Genomic DNA, 21,713 nt, shown 5'->3' with positions numbered 1-21,713 from the left:
CATTTACCAAATTTCATCATATGAGCAATATTCCCGACTTTGCAACCGCCGCCTATCCAGAAGTCAAGGCCGGCGGCCAGTCCCCGGCCACCCAGACGGAAACCTGGGTGACCAATGAACAAATTCCCGTGCCGCCCACCTATTCCGAGAGCGTGTATGACGACTGCCTGCACCTGGACTTTACCGCCGGTGTGGCCCCGAACCTGCGCGGACCTTACGCCACCATGTATGTGGCGCGTCCCTGGACGGTGCGCCAGTATGCCGGTTTCTCCACGGCGGAGGAATCCAACGCCTTCTACCGCCGCAACCTGGCGGCCGGTCAGAAGGGACTTTCCATCGCCTTCGACCTGGCGACGCACCGCGGTTATGACTCCGACCACCCCCGCGTGGTGGGCGACGTGGGCAAGGCCGGCGTGGCCGTGGACTCCATCCTGGACATGGAAATCCTCTTCAAGGGCATTCCGCTGGACAAAATGTCCGTCTCCATGACCATGAACGGCGCCGTGCTGCCCGTGCTTGCCTTCTACATCGTGGCCGCCCAGGAACAGGGCTGCACGCTGGACCAGCTCTCCGGGACGATCCAGAACGACATCCTGAAGGAATACATGGTGCGCAACACGTACATTTATCCGCCGGACCCGTCCATGCGGATCATTGCGGACATCTTTGAGTTCACCTCCAAGTACATGCCCAAGTTCAACTCCATTTCCATCTCCGGCTACCACATGCAGGAAGCCGGCGCCACGGCGGACCTGGAAATGGCTTACACGCTTGCGGACGGCCTGGAATACGTGCGCACCGGGATCAAGGCCGGCATTGACATCGACGCCTTCGCTCCGCGCCTCTCCTTCTTCTGGGCCCAGGGCAAGAACTACTTCATGGAAGTGGCCAAGATGCGCGCCGCGCGCGTGCTGTGGGCCAAGCTCATCAAGCAGTTCAACCCCAAGAACCCGAAGTCCCTGGCCCTGCGCACGCACTCCCAGACTTCCGGCTGGTCCCTCACGGAGCAGGACCCGTTCAACAACGTGACCCGCACCTGCATTGAAGCCCTGGCCGCCGCCTGCGGCCATACGCAGTCCCTGCACACCAACTCCCTGGACGAGGCGATCGCCCTGCCGACGGACTTCTCCGCCCGCATTGCCCGCAACACCCAGCTCCACCTGCAGGATGAAACCACCATCTGCAAGGTCATCGATCCGTGGGGCGGTTCCTACTACGTGGAATACCTCACCAACGAGCTCATCCGCAAGGGCTGGGCCCACCTTCAGGAAGTGGAAAAACTCGGCGGCATGGCCAAGGCCATTGAAACCGGGCTGCCCAAGATGCGCATTGAAGAAGCCGCGGCCCGCCGCCAGGCGGCCATTGACTCCGGCAAGGAGCCCATCATCGGTGTCAACAAGTACCGTCTGGAGCAGGAGGAAAAAATCGACATTCTGGAAGTGGACAACACCACCGTCCGGGACGCCCAGATCGCCCGCCTGCAGAAACTGCGTGCTGAACGCGACTCCGCTGCGTGCGAAGCCGCGCTGGAAGCCCTGTCCGAATGCGCCCGTACGGGAGAAGGCAACCTCCTTGACCTCGCCATCAAGGCGGCCAAGGCTCGCGCCTCTCTGGGTGAAATTTCCTCCGCCCTGGAAAAGCACTTCGGGCGGCACAAAGCTCCAATTAAACTCATTACCGGCGTGTACGCACAATCCTATGGTCAAGATCCGCTGGTGGAGGAAGTCCGCAAGATGACGGACGACTTCGCCGAACGCACGGGGCGCCGTCCCCGCATCCTCGTTGCCAAAATGGGCCAGGACGGCCACGACCGCGGCGCCAAGGTGGTCTCCTCCGCCTATGCCGACCTCGGCTTCGACGTGGACGTAGGCCCGCTCTTCCAGACGCCGGAGGAAACCGCCAAAATGGCGATTGAAAACGACGTGCACATGATCGGCATGAGCTCCCTGGCCGCAGGCCACAAGGTGCTTCTGCCCGCCCTGGTGGAAGAACTCCAGAAGCAGGGGCGTCCGGACATCATGGTCTTCTGCGGCGGCGTCATTCCCGCCCAGGACTACGACTTCCTCAGGGAACACGGAGCCGTAGCCATCTTCGGCCCCGGTACGAATATTCCGGAAGCCTCCAAGGAAATCATGGAAGCCCTCAACGAACAATACGCCGACTAACGAAAACGCTGTTCGCGGAACAAATTGAAAACCAGAGGCCGGATCATTTGATCCGGCCTCTTTTTTACTCAACGCGGATTTTGAATCCGGTGTCAACAAGAAAAGATGAAAAATAAAAAGTTATAAAAATAAACAAGAGGTGCGGAGCTTGGTTCTTCACCCCGACTATACGGGGGTGTTTTTTTCGTAAGAATATGAAAAAATAGTATTTATGACGTGTTTCGGATTCAAAATCCCTACATTTGTTTTCATCTTTCACAAAAGCTGGAAACCATGAAGAAAACATTATTTTTACTTATGGCCGGAGGGTTTTTTCCCCTTGCACAGGCGGCTTCCGTCTTGGTGGATGTGTACAGGGACGGCACGGGAAGGCCCGGCATGAATCAGTATACGTCCAACAGCGCGGCTGAATTGCAGCTTCAGGATGCTTCGGGAAACGGTACTCCCTACACGCTTAAAATCGTTAAAAGCGGCGGGAACTTCTTTAACACCAATGTCACTGCCATCACTCCCGGAGAAGGAGACCCCCCTTATTACGCCTATTACCAGAACGAGGCCGCGATGACGGACTTGGTCAATACCCTTGGTTCTTTCGACTATGGAGCGCTGTCTACATTCATGAATCCCGGAGCCGGCGGTTCCACGACATCCTCCGTCCAGCTAGGCGGATTGACGGCAGGGGACACCATAACCTTTTATATGTTCGTTTCCAGTATAGCTGTTACTCCCGGAGCTACAACCGTCACCGGAGGAACGGGTTCCTTTGAATACGCCGCCACGGATGGAACGGGGTTCTCTGCAGTTCCTTCTTTTGCGAACAACAAGCTGACGCTGGTCAAATGGACGGGAACGGCAACATCGGACACGCTTGATTTTCGCATTGGGGGGGCAGAAAGCCGGTGTGGCGGCCATGGCCTTCTCCGTGGTTCCCGAACCGGCTGCGGCATCCCTGGGGGTGCTTGGCGTGGCCGTTCTGATGGTGCGTCGGCGCAGACCCTGATATTCCCGGACCGGGTGATATTTACGAGACGGGGAAAAAGATGCCTTACTCATATCTGGGAATAATTCCGTGCTGCCCGATGTCGCGGAAGGCGCCAAATATACCGGGAGGAGAAGAAAGGAAACGTTGTTCTTACAGGAATTTCCGCAGGAAATTATTCAGGAAAGACAGGATAAAATGCGCTTGGAAACTTCATTGCTCGATTTGAAGAGGGGCTGCCGGAAGAGCTCTTCCTTCAAAAAAAATCAAAGCTTCTCCGGCTGTTTGCTGCGTCCCCGGAAGGCAGGTCGCCGTTCAGCGGTTGGAACGGGCTTTAAAGGAGCCGTCCTCTAAACGGTTGATGTTCGGAAATATTTCCGGATCATGTGCCGGGCCGCCTTCATGGCGTGGGTGGCTGATAACGGGATAAAAGCACGGAAATTTCATGGGTATCCAGATTTCCCTGTGAGAGTTTTTCATCCTTGGTGGAAACGGCAGAATCTTAAAACGGACAGGGCTTGCCTGAATGGACGCCGATGAAGATGGTTTCCCCTTCCTCAACTTCCAGAGGCGTGAGGATTTTTCCTTCCACCGGGAGCTTGAAGGAAAAAGTTCTGTCTCCGCAGTAGATCTTCTCTATTTTTATCTTCTTGTTTCCGGGGGGATTGCCGTCTGCCGCCGGGACGGCAGAAAAAAGGGAGGGTATCAGAAAAAAGGATGCAAGGAATATTTTTTCATGCGGGAAAGGGATGATATCTTCTGCTTGTGCTTTATGAATTTGTTGGAATTTTAAATAAGTGACTATTTTTCAATTATTTTTTCAGAATTAAGAGGAAGTTTTTCAGTGTAAAAGTGGCGGGGGCCGCATGGAGAAGAATGGAAAGCATTCCGCCCGGCTGGCGGCATGCCCCGGAATAATCCGGGGAAATGGATGGTGTGCGGAACATGGTTTTCTCTGCCGGCACGAGAAGATTGTTTCAGAATCCATTTTCCCTGCTTTTGCCATTGCCCCCGGCGGTCAAATTCCGTAGTCTCTCCGTGCCGTGAGCCGCACGTACCGCCATTGCCTGGAATACAAGAAAGGACTGATTCCCCCGCGTACTGATATTTTCCGCGTGATTGACGGGGAAGGGGATGGCTATCCTGACGTGTTTGTGGACCGCCTGGGAGATCGCATTCTGGTTTCCACGCGTGACTGTGCCGTTCCCGTGAATTTGAGGAAGGAGCTCGCTGGACTTGATGTTCCCGTATTTAACAAGCGTCTGGAACAGAATCAGAAGGAGGTGCCCATCCAGATTGCCGGACCGGTCCTTCCCCTGCAATTTGAGGCGGAGGAACAGGGCGTTCTGTTCAGGCTGGACATGTCCGCGGGTTACTCCCAGGGAATCTTTCTGGACCAGCGCGACCACCGCCGCCGGGTGCGGGAACGGAGCAGGCCGGGCATGAAAGTGCTGAACACCTTCGCCTACACGGGGGCTTTTTCCGTTTATGCCGCCCTGGGCGGCGCGCAGACGACTACACTGGACCTGGCCCAGCCGTGCCTGGAATGGGCCAGGGAAAATTTCAGGCTGAACGGGATGGACCCCGCCGGCCAGTACTTCTGCAAGGGGGACGTGCTTCACTGGCTGGAACGGTTCGCCAGACAGGGCCGAACCTTCCACGGCATCATTCTGGACCCCCCCACTTTTTCTCGGGACGACAGGGGCGGGGTGTTCCGGGTGGAATCCCATTACGGTGAACTCGTCTCCCTGGCGCGGAAATGCCTGGAGCGGGACGGCTGGATGCTGTGCACCAGCAATTGCCGCAAGCTGAGCCATTCCGACTTCCGCAGGATGGTGGAGGCCGCCGCTCCCGGGGCCCGCCTCACCCATGATCCCATGCCTGCGGACTTTACGGGGGAGGATTATCTGAAAAGACTGTGGGTGGACTGGAAGTGAATATTTTATGAAAAATTTTCCTCACCTGCGCTGACGCATTTTATTCTTTTGAAAACCATGCCCCTTTGATAGGAAACCGCCCATTGCTTCTTATATGAAAAAACTAGTCTGTGTCATCAGTATTCTTGCGTTCGCGTGCCCGCATCTCTTTGCCGCCCTTTATGAGAATCTGGAGACGGGAATGGACAAGGACCAGGTGCTGAAAGCGCTGAGGCAGAGCAAGCGGATTGAAGGGCCGCCTACGGACGCCCTGCTGGGGCGCACCGGGCTGAACGGCGTGTTCAAGACCAGGCAGCCCGTGGGCGGCCAGACCTTTTCCCTGAATTTTGACTACGACCCTTCCGGCGGCCTGCGCGGCGTCGTTTTCTACTCCCGCAGCAAATTCAAGGGTGCCGAATATGAAACCAGGCTCAAATCAGCCTACAAGGCCCTGCTGGTGGGCCTGACGGAAAAGTACGGGGAACCTTCCAACATGCCGGAATGGCTGCCGAAGGATTCCCTGCAGGAAGGGCGCATCCTGTACATGCACATGTGGAGGGTGGCTCCCAGCGTGTTTTTAATGTCCGGCCTGGGGAACATGGGGGCCATGGAGGGGTACTTCCCCGTATTCCGCCTTTCCGGTCCGGCGGGCATGCCTCCCAAATCCAAGAGGGACCGGGAGGAGTTGAAGAGGGAATGGGCCGCCATTCCGGAATTCCCTGATCTGAAAGAGGCGGAACTTCATATTGCGGATGCCGTCCGTTCCATGGGAACCAAAAAATATGAGGACGCCTTTGAATGCTTCCAGCAGGCGGCGGAACTGGGCAGTCCCCGCGGTTACTGGGGCATGGCGTTTCTCTATGACCTGGGCAAATACGGCGTGAAGCGGGACAAGAAAAAGGCCGATGAACTGAACCGCAAGGCCGCCGCCGCCGCCTATGCCCCGTCCGCCATGAAATACGGCGACACCTGGCCGGACGCGGCGCGGGCCGTGGGCCTGTCCCCCGCGGAGGCGAAGGAACAGCTCAACCGCCGCAAGAGGGCTGCCGAAGAAGGCTATGCCTCCGAACAGTACAACATGGGCATCATGTACCAGAAAGGCTTCGGCGTACAGCAGGACGCGGCCAAGGCCAGGGAATGGTTCCAGAAGGCGGCGGACCAGGATGACGTGCAGGCGAAAAGCGTGCTTAAAAAACTTAAATAATTCTTTCTCACTCTATTACTATCATGAGCCTATACGCACAACAACTCGTTCGCTACCCGGAAATGGGTATCTCCCTTGATTTTTCCAAACTGCCGCTGGACGACGCTTTCCTGTCCTCCATGCAGGGCAGGATCGACAAGGCTTTCGCCGACATGAAGGCGCTGGAATCCGGCGCCGTCGCCAACCCGGACGAAGGCCGCATGGTGGGCCATTACTGGCTGCGCAATTCCGCCCTGGCTCCCACTCCCGAACTGAAAGCCGCCATTGACGGCCCTCTGGCGGACGTCAAGGACTTCGGACGGGACGTGCTGGACGGCAGGATCGCCCCTCCCCGCGCGGAACAATACTCCGCGGCCCTCGTCATCGGCATCGGCGGTTCCGCCCTAGGGCCGGAACTGGTGGCCGACGCCATTCCCGCCGCGGGGCTGGACATGTTCTTCCTGGATAATACGGACCCGGACGGCATGTACCGCGTGCTGGAATCCCTGCCTCTGGAAGAAACGCTGGTGGTGGTCATCTCCAAGTCCGGCGGCACTCCGGAAACACGCAACGGCATGATGGTGGCCCAGGACTTTTTCAACAAGCACGCGCTGGACTTCGCCGCGCAAGCCGTAGCCATTACGGGCGTGGGCTCCAAACTGGACAAGACGGCGGAAGCGGAAGGCTGGCTCAAGCGCTTCCCGATGGAAGACTGGGTGGGCGGCCGAACGTCCGTCATGTCCGTAGTGGGCCTTGTTCCCGCCGCTCTGCAGGGCGTGGACGTGGACGCCATGCTGGAAGGCGCGCGCCTGATGGATGAAAAGACACGCCGGGAATGCGTGAAGTGCAACGCCTCCATGAAGCTGGCCCTGGCCTGGTACAAGGCCACCGGCGGCAAAGGGGAAAAGGACATGGTGGTCCTCCCTTACAAGGATGCCCTGGTGCTTTTCTCCAAATACCTTCAGCAGCTCATCATGGAATCCCTCGGCAAAAGGCTGGACCTGGACGGCAATGAAGTCTTCCAGGGCATTTCCGTGTACGGCAACAAGGGTTCCACGGACCAGCACGCGTATGTGCAGCAGCTCCGCGACGGCGTGAACAACTTCTTCGCCACCTTCATTGAAGTGCGGGAATGCTCCGCGGACGCGGTGGAAGTGGAAGCGGGCGCCACCTGCGGGGACTTCCTCCAGGGCTTCCTGCGCGGTACGCGCCAGGCTCTTGCGGAATCCGGACGTTCCTCCATCACCATTTCCATTCCGGAAGTGAACGCCAAAACGCTCGGCATGCTGATCGCCCTCTTTGAGCGCGCCGTTTCCTTCTATGCGTCCCTGGTGAACATCAACGCCTACCACCAGCCCGGCGTGGAAGCCGGCAAAAAAGCCGCCGGAACCTTCCTGGCCCTGCTGGGGAAAGTCCGGAAAGCCATCGGCTCCGCTCCGGAAACGGCCGCGCAGGTGGCCGTCCGGCTGGATGCCGAACAGGAAGCCGTGTACCACTGCCTGGTGCATATCGCCTCCAGTGATTCCTCCGTCAAGTGGGTCCAGTCCTCCTGTGCGGATGAAGACACCTTCTGCAAGGCGTAAAAATAAAAAACATATTCCTTCCGGCGGACGCTTATCTGGTTGATAAGTGTCCGCTTTTTATTTATTAAAACAATCACCCTATGAATCCGCCTCCGTGGTTCCTGAAGACCGAAAAGCGTTCATTCGTCCGTCAAAACATTAGTTCCATCGTACTCTCCTGTCCTCTCTATTCTCTCATAGTCATGAAATCCGTTCTTCTCCTCGGGGGGGCTTCCCTCCTTCTTGCATCCTGCGCCATCACGCAGGAAAATCCCATGAAAATCTATATCCCTTCCGATCTCTCTTTCACGGCCAGGGAAGAGTTGCGTCAGGAAGCGATAAAGGCTTGCCGCGTGGCGGGGTATGGCAATATCAGTTCCAATATTCTGGTGTTCTCTACAGACGTAGACTATGAACCGGTCAGCGGGGACATCCGGGGGATTCCTCTCAGAAAAAGCAGCTCCGCCCACGTCGTCAACATGCAGATGAAGGGGAACATGGTTGTCTCTCGCACGCGGAGTTACGAAATACCTGGCATCCTGATTCCGCTGCTGTACTGGACGGGCGGAACCTACTACGTGGAAATTCCGGTGAATATCCTCTATCATGAACCCGATGAGTCTGACCGGAAGAAATTCCGGGCCGTCTGGGAAAATAGAGAATGGAAATACTGGGAGGAATGAAAATTCCGGTTCTGACGCTTCGGAAAAAGTTTTTTGGCTGCGTTGTTTTTCCCCAAAAAAACTGAAAAACATTTTTGTTTTCCTTACAATTTCGAGTTGACAAAGGCGGGTGCGCCGGGCATCTTTACTCGACCCCAACTTGCTTTTGGGTCTCTTGTTGACTCATGCGGCCGGCTTTGGGGCAGAATCATTAATTCGACTACAACAATCGATATGTCCACCAATTCCTGCGCGTGCAGCGCATCCACTGACAAATTCGTCTATTCCTTCGGCGGAGGGTCCGCTGACGGCAATGGCAGCATGAAAAATCTTTTGGGCGGCAAGGGCGCCAACCTTGCGGAAATGGCCCGCATCGGCCTGCCTGTTCCTCCCGGATTCACGATCACCACGGAAGTTTGCACCTATTACTACGACCACGGCTGCACCTATCCCTCCCAGCTTGACGCCCAGATCAAGGAAGGCGTTGCCAAGATGGAACAAATCCTGGGCCGCAAGTTCGGCGACACGGAAGCCATGCCCCTGCTGGTGGCCGTGCGTTCCGGCGCCCGGGAATCCATGCCCGGCATGATGGATACGATTCTGAACCTCGGCCTGAATGAAAAATCCGTGGAAGCCATGGTGAAGGCCACCGGCAACCCCCGCTTTGCGTGGGACTGCTACCGCCGCTTCGTGCAGATGTACGGCGACGTGGTGCTGGGCGTGCAGAAGAACCCGGATGAAGACCACGAACCCTTTGAAGCCGCCATTGCCGCCATCAAGGAAGAACGCTACGGCAGCGCCGACGTGGAAGACACCAAGCTTTCCGCGGACGACCTGAAGGAACTTGTCTCCCGCTTCAAGGCGCTGGTGCTGGAACGCACCGGCCATGAATTCCCGGAATGCCCGTGGGAACAGCTCCAGGGCGCCATCGGCGCCGTGTTCGGTTCCTGGAACAATGACCGCGCCATCGTTTACCGCCAGAAATACGGCATTCCCTCCGAATGGGGCACCGCCGTCAACGTGCAGGCCATGGTATTCGGCAACACGGGTGAAGAATCCGGTTCCGGCGTGGCGTTCACCCGCAACCCCGCTTCCGGCGAAAACGAATTCTACGGCGAATTCCTGATGAACGCCCAGGGTGAAGACGTGGTGGCTGGCGTCCGTACGCCCGCTCCCGTGGCAGCCCTTCACGACGTGATGCCCGCCGCGTTCAATGAACTCATGCGTATCCGCGAAGTGCTGGAAAACCACTTCCACGACATGCAGGACTTCGAATTCACCATCCAGGACCGCACCGTGTACATGCTCCAGACCCGCAACGGCAAGCGCACCGGCGTGGCCGCCTTCCGCATCGCCTGTGAAATGGTGGAGCAGGGCCTGATCGACTGGAAAACCGCCGTGCGCCGTATTCCTGCGGACCAGGTGGACCAGCTCCTGACCCCGATCTTCGACCGCGAGGCCATCAAGCAGGCCAAGATGCTCACCCGCGGCCTTCCCGCCGGCCCCGGCGCCGCCACCGGACGCATCTACCTGAACGCAGAACGCTGCGTGGAAGCCGCGGACAACGGTGAAAAAGTTCTCCTGGTCCGTCTGGAAACCTCTCCGGAAGACCTGCGCGGCATGATCGCCGCGGAAGGCATTTTGACCGCCCGCGGCGGCGTCTCCTCCCACGCGGCCCTCGTCGCCCGCCAGATGGGCAAGGTCTGCGTCTGCGGCGCCGACGAAGTCATCGTGGACTACAACAACCGCACCGTCACCGTTGGCGGCATGACCTTCAACGAAGGCGACTACATGTCCATTGACGGAACGAGCGGCCTGGTGTACGCCGGCAAGGTGGAAACCTCCCCCTCTGAAATCATCCAGGTTCTGATCTCCAAGACCATGAAGCCGGAAGACAGCCGTACCTACCAGAACTTCGCCAGGCTCATGCAGTGGTGCGACGACTGCACGAAGATGAAGGTGCGCACCAACGCGGACTCTCCCAAGCAGACGGAAGCCGCCCTCGCCTTCGGCGCCACGGGCATCGGCCTCTGCCGTACGGAGCACATGTTCTTTGAAGGGGACCGCATCGACTTCGTTCGTGAAATGATCCTCTCCACCAAGAAGAGCGACCGCGTGGCGGCCGTTTCCAAGCTCCTTCCCTACCAGAAGGGCGACTTCAAGGGCATCTTCAAGGCGCTCAAGGGCCTGCCGGGCACCATCCGCCTGCTGGACCCGCCCCTGCACGAATTCCTGCCCCAGACGAAGGAACAGCAGCTTGACCTGGCCCAGAAGATCGGCATGCCCGTGGAAGTCATCATGCGCCGCGTGGCTGAACTCCACGAGTTCAACCCGATGCTCGGCCACCGCGGCTGCCGTCTCGGCATCGCCTATCCGGAAATCACGGAAATGCAGGCCCGCGCCATCTTTGAAGCCGCTGTGGAAGTCTCCCAGGAAGAAGGCTTTGCCGTGGTGCCTGAAATCATGGTTCCCCTGGTGGCCTTCAAGAAGGAACTGGACATCCAGAAAGCCATCATCGACAAGGTGGCCCAGCAGGTGTTCGAGGAAAAGGGCGCCAAGGTGGACTACCTTGTGGGCACCATGATCGAAATTCCGCGCGCCGCCGTCACGGCTGACGAAATCGCGGAAACCGCCCAGTTCTTCTCCTTCGGCACCAATGACCTGACCCAGACGGGCCTGGGCATGAGCCGCGACGACTCCGGCTCCTTCCTGCCGCAGTATCAGGAACTGGAAATCATCAAGAAAAACGTCTTTGCTTCCATCGACCAGGAAGGCGTCGGCAAGCTCATGAAGATTGCCGTGGAACTTGGCCGCTCCACCCGCCCGGACATCAAGTTGGGCATCTGCGGCGAACACGGCGGCGACCCCGCCTCCGTCAAGTTCTGCAATACGCTCGGCCTTACCTACGTGAGCTGCTCCCCCTACCGCGTCCCGACCGCCCGTCTGGCCGCCGCCCAGGCAGCTCTGGAACAGGCGTAAGTCTTTGTTAAGGGTTAAAAGTCAGCCCGTGGCTCTCCGGAGCCGCGGGCTTTTTTGTGGATAGGGAGGGGGAATGGACTTAATGGACAGAGTGGACAGAGTGGACTGGGTGGACTGGGTGGACTGGGTGGACTGGGTGGACTGGGTGGACAGAGTGGACTGGGTGGACTGGGTGGACTGGGTGGACTGGGTGGACTGGGTGGACTGGGTGGACTGGGTGGACTGGGTGGACTGGGTGGACTGGGTGGACTGGGTGGACTGGGTGGACTGGGTGGACTGGGTGGACTGGGTGGACTGGGTGGACTGGGTGGACTGGGTGGACTGGGTGGACTGGGTGGACTGGGTGGACTGGGTGGACTGGGTGGACTGGGTGGACTGGGTGGACTGGGTGGACTGGGTGGACTGGGTGGACTGGGTGGACTGGGTGGACTGGGTGGACTGGGTGGACTGGGTGGACTGGGTGGACTGGGTGGACTGGGTGGACTGGGTGGACTGGGTGGACTGGGTGGACTGGGTGGACTGGGTGGACTGGGTGGACTGGGTGGACTGGGTGGACTGGGTGGACTGGGTGGACTGGGTGGACTGGGTGGACTGGGTGGACTGGGTGGACTGGGTGGACTGGGTGGACTGGGTGGACTAGGTGGACTGGGTGGACTGGGTGGATTGGGTGAGGTATCCCTCCTATGATGGGTTACTTGTCCCGGCGCTTGCGCTGTTCCAAACGGGCGCGGGTCATGCGTTCGCGAATGCCGCCGTTTTGCAGGAAATCCCGTTCCTGAGTCTGGATCAGCCTCGTGAGAAGGCCAAGAGCCACATTGATGAGGATAATCGCCGCATTGGCTCCAAAGTGGTCGGGCCGGAACTCCTTGTGTATTCCTACCCAGCGGATGACTTCCTGTGCTGAAGAAAATCTGGCTTTAATCAGTTCCTGTGCATAAGGACTGTTGTTTTTCCATTGTTCCAGCCCCCGCTGGCGCATGTAGGAACTATAGTCTTCCCTTAGCTCCTGAAGGCTTCCTTTAGCGATTCCGGTGAGTTTCAATTCAGATGCTTTGCTGACGCCCGAATCCACGCTTCCTTCCGCGATGTTCTGCATGCCGGAACGTGCCGCCTGAACCATTTGGTCATACGTTCGTCCCTGATTTTTTACGTATTTGTTACAGAACCGGAAGGTGAAATCATAAATGACCTCTGCAATCCGGTAAACAACCAGATTTTTGTAACCTCCGTGTTTGGGAATAAATCCGTTGTCCATCCTTGTCCCTTCCGTCCATTAAGTCCATTAAGTCCATTAAGTCCATTAAGTCCATTAAGTCCATTAAGTCCATTAAAGCCGCCGCCCCTTTTACCCCTCCAGCGCCCGTTTCAGCATTTCCCGGTATTCCCGGGCCGGCACCTCATACGTGCCGAATTTCAGCAAATGCGGCGTCGTCCACTGTGTGTCCAGAAAAAGGAACTGGTGCGCCCGCAGGTACTGCACCAGCGCCACCAGCGCTATCTTGCTGGCGTCCGTTTTCCGGTGGAACATGCTTTCCCCGAAAAACGCCTTTCCCAGGGAAATCCCGTACAGGCCGCCTTGCAGTCCTTCTCCATCCCAGCATTCCACGCTGTGTGCAAATCCCATTTCATGGAGTTTGCCGTACACTTCCTCAATCTGGCCGTCTATCCACTGTTCTTCGGGCCGGTCCGTCCGGGCGCACGCATGGACGACTTCCGCAAAAGCCGTGTCCATCCGTATTTCAAAAGGTTTTTTGCGCAGGGTGCGGCGCAGGCCGTGGGGAATGTGGAAGCGCTCGTCCAGGGGAATCAGGGCTCGCGGGTCCGGTTCATAAAAGGAAATTTCCCCGGTGGACGGATCCGCCATCGGGAAGCATCCCTGGCAGTAAGCGGAGAGAGTGAGTTCAGGTGTCAGGCCGGAAGTCATTTGATCTTGTCCAGCAGTTTGCCGAGTGCGGCGGAATTCAGGGCCTTGCGGTCCGGGGAGGCCATGGGCAGTTCATGAACTTTTTCCAGCGGGATCAGTTCCTCCTCCGGTCTTAAAGCGGGGGCGTCCGTCACATGGTGGATATAGCGCGTGACCCGGTAGCGGGTCACACTGTAGGTCTGTTTCAGCAGATGGGGCAGGGAGAGCGTGTGGTCGTCGTCCCGCTGGGGGAAGCGGTACATGCCCGCGTGGCGTTCGCCTTCCTGACATTTGGACAGCAGGATGGATTTATTGCGGATGTAGAGGATGTCGTGGTGCTCCACCCGCGTGATTTCCGGCTTGGGATTTTTGACGGGCAGCGTTTCCGGCCGTTCCGCCGTACAGAAGGAGCGCACGGGGCAGAGCAGGCAGTCCGGCGCGCTGATCCGGCAATAGGTCTGCCCCAGTTCCATGATGGCGGAGTTGAATTCCCGCGCATGATCCGGGTCCACCAGTTCTTCCGCCCGCGCCCACAAATATTTCAGTCCCTCCGTGGAGTCCACGGCCGTGGAATAGTTGTCTATGCGGGACAGCACGCGCGCCACGTTGGCGTCCACGATGGGGGCCGGCTTGTTGAAGGCGAAGGAAAGCAGGGCCCCGGACGTGTACGGGCCGATGCCGGGAAGCTTTTTCAGCCCTTCCTTGTCGGAGGGGAATGTTCCGCCGAACGAAGTGACGATTTCCCGCGCAATGGCCTGGAGGGAGCGCACGCGGCGGTAATACCCCAGACCCTCCCAGGAACGCAGGGCCGTCTGTTCGTCCACCGCGGCCAGGTGGTGCGGAGTGGGGAAGCGGTGCATCCAGAGTTCATACCTGCCCAGCACCGTGGGGATGGTGGTCTGCTGGAGCATCAGCTCGGAGACGAGGATGTGCCATGGATCTTCCGTGCGCCGCCACGGGTAGTCTTTTCCCTCCCGCCTGAACCATTCCACCAGGGCGTTCCGGAAGGCCTGAATGTCGAAGGTAGGGGCGGTCTCAGGCATCTTTCCTTTCAAGAGCTTGGCGCATGACGGCTACGTCCGGCTTGACGCCGAACCAGCGTTCAAAGGAGAGAGCGCCCTGGTGAATCAGCATGGAAAGGCCGTTGGCCGTTCTGGCTCCCTGGAAGCGGGCTTCCATCTGGAAGGCGTCATTATGCGTCTGGAGGTCATATACCAGATGGTGCGCGGAAAACAGGGAGGACGGCACGGGGGACGGGTCCGTAGGTTTCAGGCCCAGGGCCGTGGCGTTGACAATCAGGTCGGCATCCTCTAGGGCCGCATTGAAGCGCGGCGTGTTGTTCAGGTGGGCAGCCAGGCGGTCGGACGCCCCTTCCAGCCTGTTTTCGTCAATGAAGAAGGAGCTCAGCCTGTTCTTGAGGTCCTGGAGTTTGTCCTCCGACCTGCCGGCCAGCGTCAGCCGTTCGCAGCGCTGCATGGCGCAGGTGTAGGCCAGGGCCAGTCCGGCGCCTCCGCAGGCGCCCAGAAGAACGATTTTCAAATCCCTTAGGTCCACGGAGAATTCCTCCCGGATGGCGCGGGAAAAACCGGGCCCGTCCGTGTTGAATCCGGTGATGGAGCCGTCTTTCTGGAAGACGAGCGTGTTGACCGACCCCGTGGCGCGGGACAGGGCATCCGTATCGTCGCACAGCGCGCAGGCGGCCTGCTTGTGGGGAACGGTTACGTTGGCGCCGATGAATCCCTTGTCCCTGATCAGGCGCACCACGTCCGCGAATTCTTCCGGAGACGCCTGAATGCGTATGTAGCGCGTCTTGATGCCCGCGGCATCCAGCGCGGCCTGCTGCATGGCCGGGGATTTGGAATGGGCGATGGGGAAGCCGATGACGGCCAGTCCGGCGGGAACGGATTCGCCGGCGTTAATCGGGTTTTCTTCATCCAGAAGATCGGCCAGGGTGTAATAGGGTTTCATGGAAAGATAGAGGAACGGAGGCTGGCGTTCAGGTTATATTATGGCGGAAACCCCGCCGGATTTCAAGGCAAACGCATATCATTGATTTTTTCCATTATGGAATTGACGCAGGGGACATGGTTATGAGAATCTGATGGAGATTTCTACCAACTATTTTATGATAAATACTGAAGAACAAGAACCCGTTTTCTCGGACTGGGAGCGTATCCGCGCTGTTGTGGCGTCCGTCCGGGAAGAAGCCGCCAAGGTGATCGTGGGGCAGGAGGATGTGGTGGATCAAATGCTCGTTTCTCTTTTGTGCCGCGGGCATTGTCTGATCGTGGGCGTTCCCGGTCTGGCGAAGACCCTGCTCGTCGGCACGCTGGGCCGGATTCTGGGTCTGGATTTCAAGCGCATCCAGTTTACGCCTGACCTGATGCCGCCGGATATTCTGGGCAGCGAGATTTTACAGACTGCCGCAAACGGCAGCCGGGCGTTCGAGTATGTGCCGGGCCCGGTGTTCACGAACCTGCTGCTGGCGGACGAAATCAACCGCACTCCCCCCAAGACCCAGGCGGCCCTGCTGGAGGCCATGCAGGAAAAGCAGGTCACCGTGGCCGGAAAGACGCGGACGCTTGCGGAACCCTTTGTCGTGTACGCCACGCAGAACCCGTTGGAGCATGAAGGCACCTATCCCCTGCCGGAAGCCCAGCTGGACCGCTTTTTCTTCCAGATTCTGATCAAGTATCCCGATGCCGCGCAGGAAGTGGAAATCCTGCGGCGCACCGGCGGCCTGGCCATGCCGGAGCCGGAAGTCCTGCTGGATGCGGAACAGGTGATCGCCCTGCAGAATGCCGTCACGGAGATTCCGGTGCCCGAACACGTGTATGAGGCGATCGTGCGCCTGGTGCAGAGCACGAGGCCGGAATCCGCTTCCGCGCCGGATTACATCCGCTCCTATCTGGCGTGGGGCGCGGGTCCCCGCGCCTCCCAGTGCCTGCTGAGGGCGGCCAGGGCGCTGGCCCTGCTGCGCGGCCAGACCTCCGTTTCCGTGGAGGAAGTCAGGGAAGTGATGCGGCCCGTTCTGCGCCACCGCCTGATTCCCAATTACAACGCCACCGGGGAAGGTGTTTCCGTGGAAGACATTCTGGGCAGATTGCAGGAATCCCTGTAACTTGCCGCAGCATCCCGCTTCCGCTCCTTTTTTCAATCCGGAAGACCGCTCATGAGCGAAACGAGCCACAAATATCTGCGTCCCGAAGACGTGCGGCGCCTGGCAAACTACCGTTTTGCCGCCAAAATGATGGTGGAAGGGTGGATGTCCGGCCGCCACCGCGCCAGGGGCAGGGGGGCTTCCAGCAACTTTCTGGAGTACCGCCAGTATGCCCAGGGGGACGACGTCCGCATGGTGGACTGGCGCGTGTATGCCCGTACGGACAGGCATTATCTGAAGACGTTTGAACATGAGACGCATCTGGAATGCCATCTGCTGGTGGACAGCAGCGCGTCCATGGGCTTCCGGGACCTCGGCCCCATGAGCAAGCTGGAGTACGCCTCTTTTTTTGCCGCCTGTTTCGCGTGGCTGGTAGTGCGGGGGCATGACATGGTTTCCCTCCAGTTGTTTGATGAAAAGATACGCAGTTTCATTCCTCCCGGTTCATCCATGAAGCACCTGGACCAGATACTGAACCGGCTGGAACACAACACGCCGGGCGGCCTCACCTCCGTCAGCGCCGCGCTGGAGCGTTCCCGTGGGCTTCTCCGCAGGAAGGGGACGCTGGTCGTCGTCTCTGATTTTCTGGACGACCCCGCCTCCATTTTCCACGCACTGAATCCCTACCTGCACCGGGGATTCAAGATCATCCTTATCCAGGTTCTCGACCCCGGCGAACTTTCCCTGAGGGACCAGGGCGCCGTCCGCTACCGGGACATGGAGACGGGAGACCGCCTGGTGCTGAACGCGGCCAGCGTGCGTGCGGACTACCAGCGCGATTTCATGCGCCACCGTCAGGTCCTGCGTTCCATGGCCGCTTCAAGGGGCGTGGCCTTCATGTCCGCAACCACCAGGGAGCCGTACTACGGCCTTTTCGACCAACTGGCAGGCTGATCTTTTCCTCTCCCGATTTCCTTTCCCCATGAACCTGTTTTTCTCCAACCCCCTGTTCTGGCTGATGGCCGCGGCGGCCGTTCCGCTGCTGGTGCATCTTTTTGCCCGCAGCAGGCCCAGGGAACGGGAATTCAGCTCCCTGATTTTCCTGCGCAGGGCGGTGAAGCGCCATGTGCGCCTGAGAAGGCCCAAGGACTGGCTGCTTCTGGCTGTCCGGACACTGGCGGCGGCTTGTCTGGCGGCGGCGTTCCTGCTTCCCTACATGGCCGGGAGGAGCATGGAGGAGCAGGGCAGCCGCTCCGTCATTCTGGTGGTGGACCGTTCCGCTTCCATGTCCGCGGCGGACGGCCAGGAATCCCGCATTTCCAAGGCGGGTGTCTTTGCCGGACAAATCATGTCGGATCTGAAAAGGGGGGACCTAGTGAACCTCATCTGGGCGGATGCGGCCCCCGCCGCCCTGTTCCGGGAGCCCATGCCCTCCCATGACCTGGTGAACAGGGAGCTTCAGCGCATCCACAGCAGGCCGGAGGCGGCCAATACCGCCGCCGCGCTGGCCCTGGCCGTGGAGCAGGCGGCACGGACGGCTTCCACGCGTCCCACCTCCGTTTACATTCTTTCCGATTTCCAGTCGTCCAACTGGAGCGGAGTGGACTGGGAGAAGGCTTTTCCTCCGGACCTGGACGTGCGGTGCATTCAGGTGGCGGTCCATGAATGTCTTCCCAACACGGCCGTGACTTCCCTGAAGGTGATGCCCGCCACGGTGCTTCCCGGGCAGTCCGTAACGGTGCAGGCCGTTCTTTCCAACTTCGGTTCCCAGCCCGTACGCGTCACGGCCCATCTGGAGGCCGGTTCCTTGCGGGCTTCCCGTACGGCTGAAATTCCCGCGGGAGCCAAAGAAACGGTTTCCTTCCAGGCGCAAGTTCCAAGTTCCGTGGAGGAATGGCCCGTTTTCGTCACGCTGGACCATGATGCGTTCCCTGCGGACGATACCGCCGGAACGGTGGTCAGGGTGGGAGCTTCCCTGGAGTGCGACGCCGTAACGCAGGACGAGGCGCAGCTCGGTTTCATGATGAAGGCTCTCCGGTTCATTCCATTTCTGGATGTCCAGTCCGCCGGGGGGCTGGGGAGGGAACAGCCGGATTTCATTGTCTGGAACAAGCCGGAAAAAGAGGATTTGAAGAAGATGGAGGCGCTGGCGGAGGCCGGTTCCGTCATTGTGGCCGTGCCTGATTTTTCCGGGGATGCCGTGGCAAACGCCCTCATGGGCCTTCCGGACGGCCCCAGGACCTTTTCCGAATACGAGAAGACGGGAAAAGGCTGGACTTTGAATGCCGCCCTGCCGGACGACCCCGTGTTCGATCTGTTCCGCGGAGGGGACGCGGCCTCCCCCCTGGATGCCCGCGTGTTCCGGCGCCTGAACGAAGGGCTGGCTCCGGATTCCTGGAATGATTTGGTCAGCGTTCTCGTCCGCTATGAAGACGGGGTTCCGGCCATTGCCAGAAGGGCGAAGGGGCGGGGAGCCCTTGTTTTGTGGAATGTTCCGGTCCAGTCCATGGATGCGGACTGGGGGAAATCCCCCCTTTTCCTCCCGTTCCTGGCGGAAGCCATGCTGAAATCCCGCCAGGAGGGGGTGGGGGAAGCCGCTCCGGAGCCGGGCAGGGACTTTCCTTCCTGGATTTTGCCGGATACGCTGGATGCCGCGGACGTGGTTCTGACCGGGCCGGACGGTGCGGAACTTCTGTGCAAGGAATCCCGCCTTTCTTCCGGCAAGCGCCTTCTTTCCTCCATGACTCCCGCCGTTCCCGGAACCTACGTGTGGAGCGGCTGTCATGCTGCCGGAATGCCTCTGCATACCCAGGTAGTCAATTTCCCGGCGGGGGAATCCAACCTGCAAACCTTGGCGGCGGGGAACCTGCCCGCATCCGCGGCTGTCGTCACGGCTTCCGGAAAACTGGTGGAAGTAACGGGCAGAATACCTCTGTGGCCGTGGCTGCTGGGGGCGGCCGTTCTTCTTCTTGCCCTGGAACTCCGGCTTTCCTCCCTGCCTGTCCGGACGGTCCGTGATGGAAAGGAGGCGCAATCATGATCTTTGAACCCGTCATTCCCTGGGGCTGGCTGGGCGTCGTTGCCGCGGCCTGCCTGGTCCTGTTCTGTTTTCTTCTGGCGCGCGGCACGCGGAGTTTCCGCCCGCGCACCCGCATGCTCGTGTCCGCGGCCTACCTGTCCGGAATTGCAGGAACCCTGTTCCTGCTTGCCAATCCGGGCAGGAAGGAAACGCTGACGGTGCATTCCCGTCCCGTCTGGATCGTCGCTCTGGACGCTTCTTCCTCCATGACCTCCCCCATGCAGTCCTCCGGTGCGGGAGGTTCCCGGGTGGATGCCGCGCGCAGGGACCTGAAATCCATCGCCGGCCTGGTGCCGGACGGCGTGGACGTGCGCTGGGTTTCTGTGAAAGATTCTTCCTCCATCCTGCCGGATGCGGGAGCACTCGCCCGTGTGGAGGCGGACGGCAGTTCCTCCCCCCTGTCCCGCTCCCTGGCCGCCTTGCTGGAGGATGAACGCTCTGGAGGGCGCGCCCCTTCCGGCCTTATCCTTCTTTCCGACGGCAGGGACACGGAGCCCGCGCATCTGGGAAGGCTGGCACGGGAGGCCGGGAATCTGGGAGTTCCGGTCCATACCCTGTGCTACGGAGAGAAGTGGGAGGCCCCCCGCCTGACGCTGGAAGCGACCAAGACCATCATTCACTCCTTCCCCGGAAATACGGTTCAGGCGTCCGCGCGGGTGAGGAACAGGAAGCTGGGTGCCGTCCAGACCGCCGTGTCCCTGCTGGATGCCGGGGGTAGGGTGTTGGACAGGAAGGTGGTCAATGTGGCCGACGATGCGGACGCCGTAGTGAATTTCACTCTGGAATGCCCGCCCAAATCGGCCCATTTTTCCTTGAAATGCGATGCCGTGCCCGGCGACGAATCCGGACCGGAAGGCCATGAAGCCCTTTTTTCCGTACAAGCCATGAGATCGCGCATCCGAGTGTTCATGGCGGAGGGAGCCCCGTACTGGGACAGCAAATTCCTGGCCCAGTTCCTGCGCCGCCAGCCTTCGTTCGACGTCCGCTCCATCCACATGCTGACCCAGGAGCGTTTTTACAGCATCAACACCGGGGAGGAAACCGGCGCGAAGGCGGACGGTGAGTCCATCCCGTCCTCCCTGGAGGATTTCCTGCGCTTTGACATGGTTATTCTGGGCAAGGGGGCGGAACGGATCATCACCCCGGCGCGCGCCGCCGCTCTGCATTCCTTTGTACGCGATTACGGCGGCCTGCTCGTTTTTGCGCGCGGCAAGTCGTATGCGGGCCGCTTTCCGGAGATGGAAGCCCTGGAACCCTTCGCCTGGAAGGCGCCGTTCCCGGGTGACCACCAGCTCACCCCGTCCCCGGAAGGGGTGAAGGACGGCCTGTTCGGCGTCGTGCTGCCGGGGACCGGGGCCGACGTGTGGCGTTCTCTGCCGCCGCTTGAGGATTCCTGGGACGTGGAAAGAATTTTCCCCGGCACGCGGGTAGTGGCCCGGTCCCCGGACGGCCGCATTCCCCTGCTGGCCGTCAAAAGAGTGGGCATGGGCGCCGCGGGCATGATCAACGGCGACGGATTGTGGAAGTGGGACTTTTTCCCGGAGGCACTCAGGCTGGGGAACTGGTATGAGGATTTCTGGGGGCAGTTCCTGCCGTGGATGCAGACGGCGGCCGAATTCCTCCCCGGCTATGACCTTTCCCTGCATGTGGAGCGCACTTCCGTGGAACCTGGCGTTCCCGTCTCCTTCTCCATGAGCTGGAGGGGCAGAGGGCGCCCGTCCGGGGTGTCCGTTGAAGTGGCGGACATCAGGAATCCGGAAAAAACCATCTTTTCAGCCGCCGCGCGGCAGGACGCCTCCCGCGGGGGGCTGCCCCGCTGGAACGGCGTGTTCACTTCCCCCCGACCGGGCCGCTACATTCTCCGCGCACGCATGGCGGGGAGCGGCGCTTCCCCCATGCCGGACGTCTGTCTGGATGTTCCCGAACCGCCGGGAGAACGGGACAATCTGGATGCGGACCCGGCTTTTCTGGCTTCCATGAGCGAATTGACCGGGGGCCGCCGCCTGTCCCGTGAAGAACTGGACGGAACCCTGCCAGCCATGATGGAACCGCCGCCCGACTACACGAGCAGGGAGGAAGCCTTCTTCCCCCTCTGGAACCGCTGGTACGTCCTGCTGGTGCTGGCCGTGCTTCCGGCCCTGTACTGGTGGGTGCGCCGCCGCAACGGATTACTGTAAACGACCCC

17 protein-coding genes are annotated in these 21,713 nt (G+C 59.7%); 13 read left to right on the top strand and 4 right to left on the bottom strand.

What is annotated here, in order from left to right; all coding sequences use genetic code 11:
* Positions 1–20 precede the first annotated feature (20 nt).
* The 9 genes from scpA to V3C20_RS12255 all read left to right on the top strand — a co-directional run bounded on the left by scpA (position 21) and on the right by V3C20_RS12255 (position 12,086).
* Positions 21–2,165: a methylmalonyl-CoA mutase gene (gene scpA / locus V3C20_RS12295; protein WP_130082669.1), complete on the top strand. Its 2,145-nt coding sequence runs from the start codon at positions 21–23 to the stop codon at positions 2,163–2,165.
* Positions 2,166–2,438: 273 nt separating this feature from the next.
* Positions 2,439–3,230 carry a hypothetical protein gene (locus V3C20_RS12290; RefSeq protein WP_330935389.1) on the top strand — a complete coding sequence of 264 codons (792 nt, stop codon included), beginning with the start codon at positions 2,439–2,441 and terminating at the stop codon, positions 3,228–3,230.
* A 4-nt stretch (positions 3,231–3,234) separates the two neighbouring features.
* Positions 3,235–3,498 carry a hypothetical protein gene (locus V3C20_RS12285; protein ID WP_130082671.1) on the top strand — a complete coding sequence of 88 codons (264 nt, stop codon included), beginning with the start codon at positions 3,235–3,237 and terminating at the stop codon, positions 3,496–3,498.
* A gap of 689 nt (positions 3,499–4,187) precedes the next feature.
* Positions 4,188–5,081, top strand: coding sequence for a class I SAM-dependent methyltransferase (locus V3C20_RS12280; RefSeq protein WP_130082672.1), 894 nt, complete (start codon positions 4,188–4,190; stop codon positions 5,079–5,081).
* Positions 5,082–5,175: 94 nt separating this feature from the next.
* The gene (locus V3C20_RS12275) at positions 5,176–6,264 is read left to right on the top strand and encodes a tetratricopeptide repeat protein (RefSeq protein WP_130082673.1); all 1,089 of its coding nucleotides are present in this window, start codon (positions 5,176–5,178) and stop codon (positions 6,262–6,264) included.
* 23 nt (positions 6,265–6,287) lie between these two features.
* Positions 6,288–7,826 (top strand): glucose-6-phosphate isomerase, encoded by a 1,539-nt coding sequence (locus V3C20_RS12270; RefSeq protein WP_162851512.1) that lies wholly within the window; start codon positions 6,288–6,290, stop codon positions 7,824–7,826.
* A gap of 182 nt (positions 7,827–8,008) precedes the next feature.
* Entirely contained in the window at positions 8,009–8,488 is a 480-nt protein-coding gene (locus tag V3C20_RS12265) for a hypothetical protein (RefSeq protein ID WP_149873732.1), read from the top strand.
* A gap of 213 nt (positions 8,489–8,701) precedes the next feature.
* Positions 8,702–11,446 (top strand): pyruvate, phosphate dikinase, encoded by a 2,745-nt coding sequence (ppdK, locus tag V3C20_RS12260; RefSeq protein ID WP_130082676.1) that lies wholly within the window; start codon positions 8,702–8,704, stop codon positions 11,444–11,446.
* Between the two features lie 82 nt (positions 11,447–11,528).
* Positions 11,529–12,086 carry a hypothetical protein gene (locus V3C20_RS12255; RefSeq protein WP_330935388.1) on the top strand — a complete coding sequence of 186 codons (558 nt, stop codon included), beginning with the start codon at positions 11,529–11,531 and terminating at the stop codon, positions 12,084–12,086.
* Positions 12,087–12,137: 51 nt separating this feature from the next.
* Here the strand turns inward: V3C20_RS12255 and V3C20_RS12250 are convergent, their stop codons facing one another.
* The 4 genes from V3C20_RS12250 to aroE all read right to left on the bottom strand — a co-directional run bounded on the left by V3C20_RS12250 (position 12,138) and on the right by aroE (position 15,317).
* Positions 12,138–12,701 carry a four helix bundle suffix domain-containing protein gene (locus V3C20_RS12250; RefSeq protein WP_130082677.1) on the bottom strand — a complete coding sequence of 188 codons (564 nt, stop codon included), beginning with the start codon at positions 12,699–12,701 and terminating at the stop codon, positions 12,138–12,140.
* A gap of 90 nt (positions 12,702–12,791) precedes the next feature.
* Positions 12,792–13,370, bottom strand: coding sequence for a leucyl/phenylalanyl-tRNA--protein transferase (aat, locus tag V3C20_RS12245; RefSeq protein ID WP_130082678.1), 579 nt, complete (start codon positions 13,368–13,370; stop codon positions 12,792–12,794).
* A complete protein-coding gene (locus V3C20_RS12240) occupies positions 13,367–14,392 on the bottom strand; it encodes an A/G-specific adenine glycosylase (protein WP_130082679.1) in 1,026 nt (341 codons plus the stop codon). The genes aat and V3C20_RS12240 overlap by 4 nt, the downstream gene beginning before the upstream one ends.
* Positions 14,385–15,317, bottom strand: coding sequence for a shikimate dehydrogenase (gene aroE, locus V3C20_RS12235; RefSeq protein WP_130082680.1), 933 nt, complete (start codon positions 15,315–15,317; stop codon positions 14,385–14,387). Before aroE ends, V3C20_RS12240 begins: the two co-directional genes overlap by 8 nt.
* A gap of 157 nt (positions 15,318–15,474) precedes the next feature.
* Here aroE and V3C20_RS12230 point away from each other — a divergent pair, with 157 nt between their 5' ends.
* From V3C20_RS12230 to V3C20_RS12215, 4 genes are read left to right on the top strand one after another with little or no spacing between them, the layout of a single operon-like run.
* Positions 15,475–16,470: a MoxR family ATPase gene (locus tag V3C20_RS12230; RefSeq protein WP_130082681.1), complete on the top strand. Its 996-nt coding sequence runs from the start codon at positions 15,475–15,477 to the stop codon at positions 16,468–16,470.
* Between the two features lie 51 nt (positions 16,471–16,521).
* A complete protein-coding gene (locus tag V3C20_RS12225) occupies positions 16,522–17,403 on the top strand; it encodes a DUF58 domain-containing protein (protein WP_130082682.1) in 882 nt (293 codons plus the stop codon).
* A gap of 28 nt (positions 17,404–17,431) precedes the next feature.
* Entirely contained in the window at positions 17,432–19,489 is a 2,058-nt protein-coding gene (locus V3C20_RS12220) for a BatA and WFA domain-containing protein (protein ID WP_130082683.1), read from the top strand.
* Complete coding sequence (locus V3C20_RS12215; RefSeq protein ID WP_130082684.1) at positions 19,486–21,705, top strand: VWA domain-containing protein; 2,220 nt, start codon at positions 19,486–19,488, stop codon at positions 21,703–21,705. Before V3C20_RS12220 ends, V3C20_RS12215 begins: the two co-directional genes overlap by 4 nt.
* Positions 21,706–21,713 lie beyond the last annotated feature (8 nt).

Origin of the sequence: Akkermansia sp. RCC_12PD (assembly GCF_036417355.1) — a bacterium.
In the GTDB taxonomy this organism is placed as follows: domain Bacteria; phylum Verrucomicrobiota; class Verrucomicrobiia; order Verrucomicrobiales; family Akkermansiaceae; genus Akkermansia.
The sequence above is the reverse complement of the archived record's forward strand: the minus strand, read 5'-3'. Positions and strand labels throughout refer to the sequence as shown.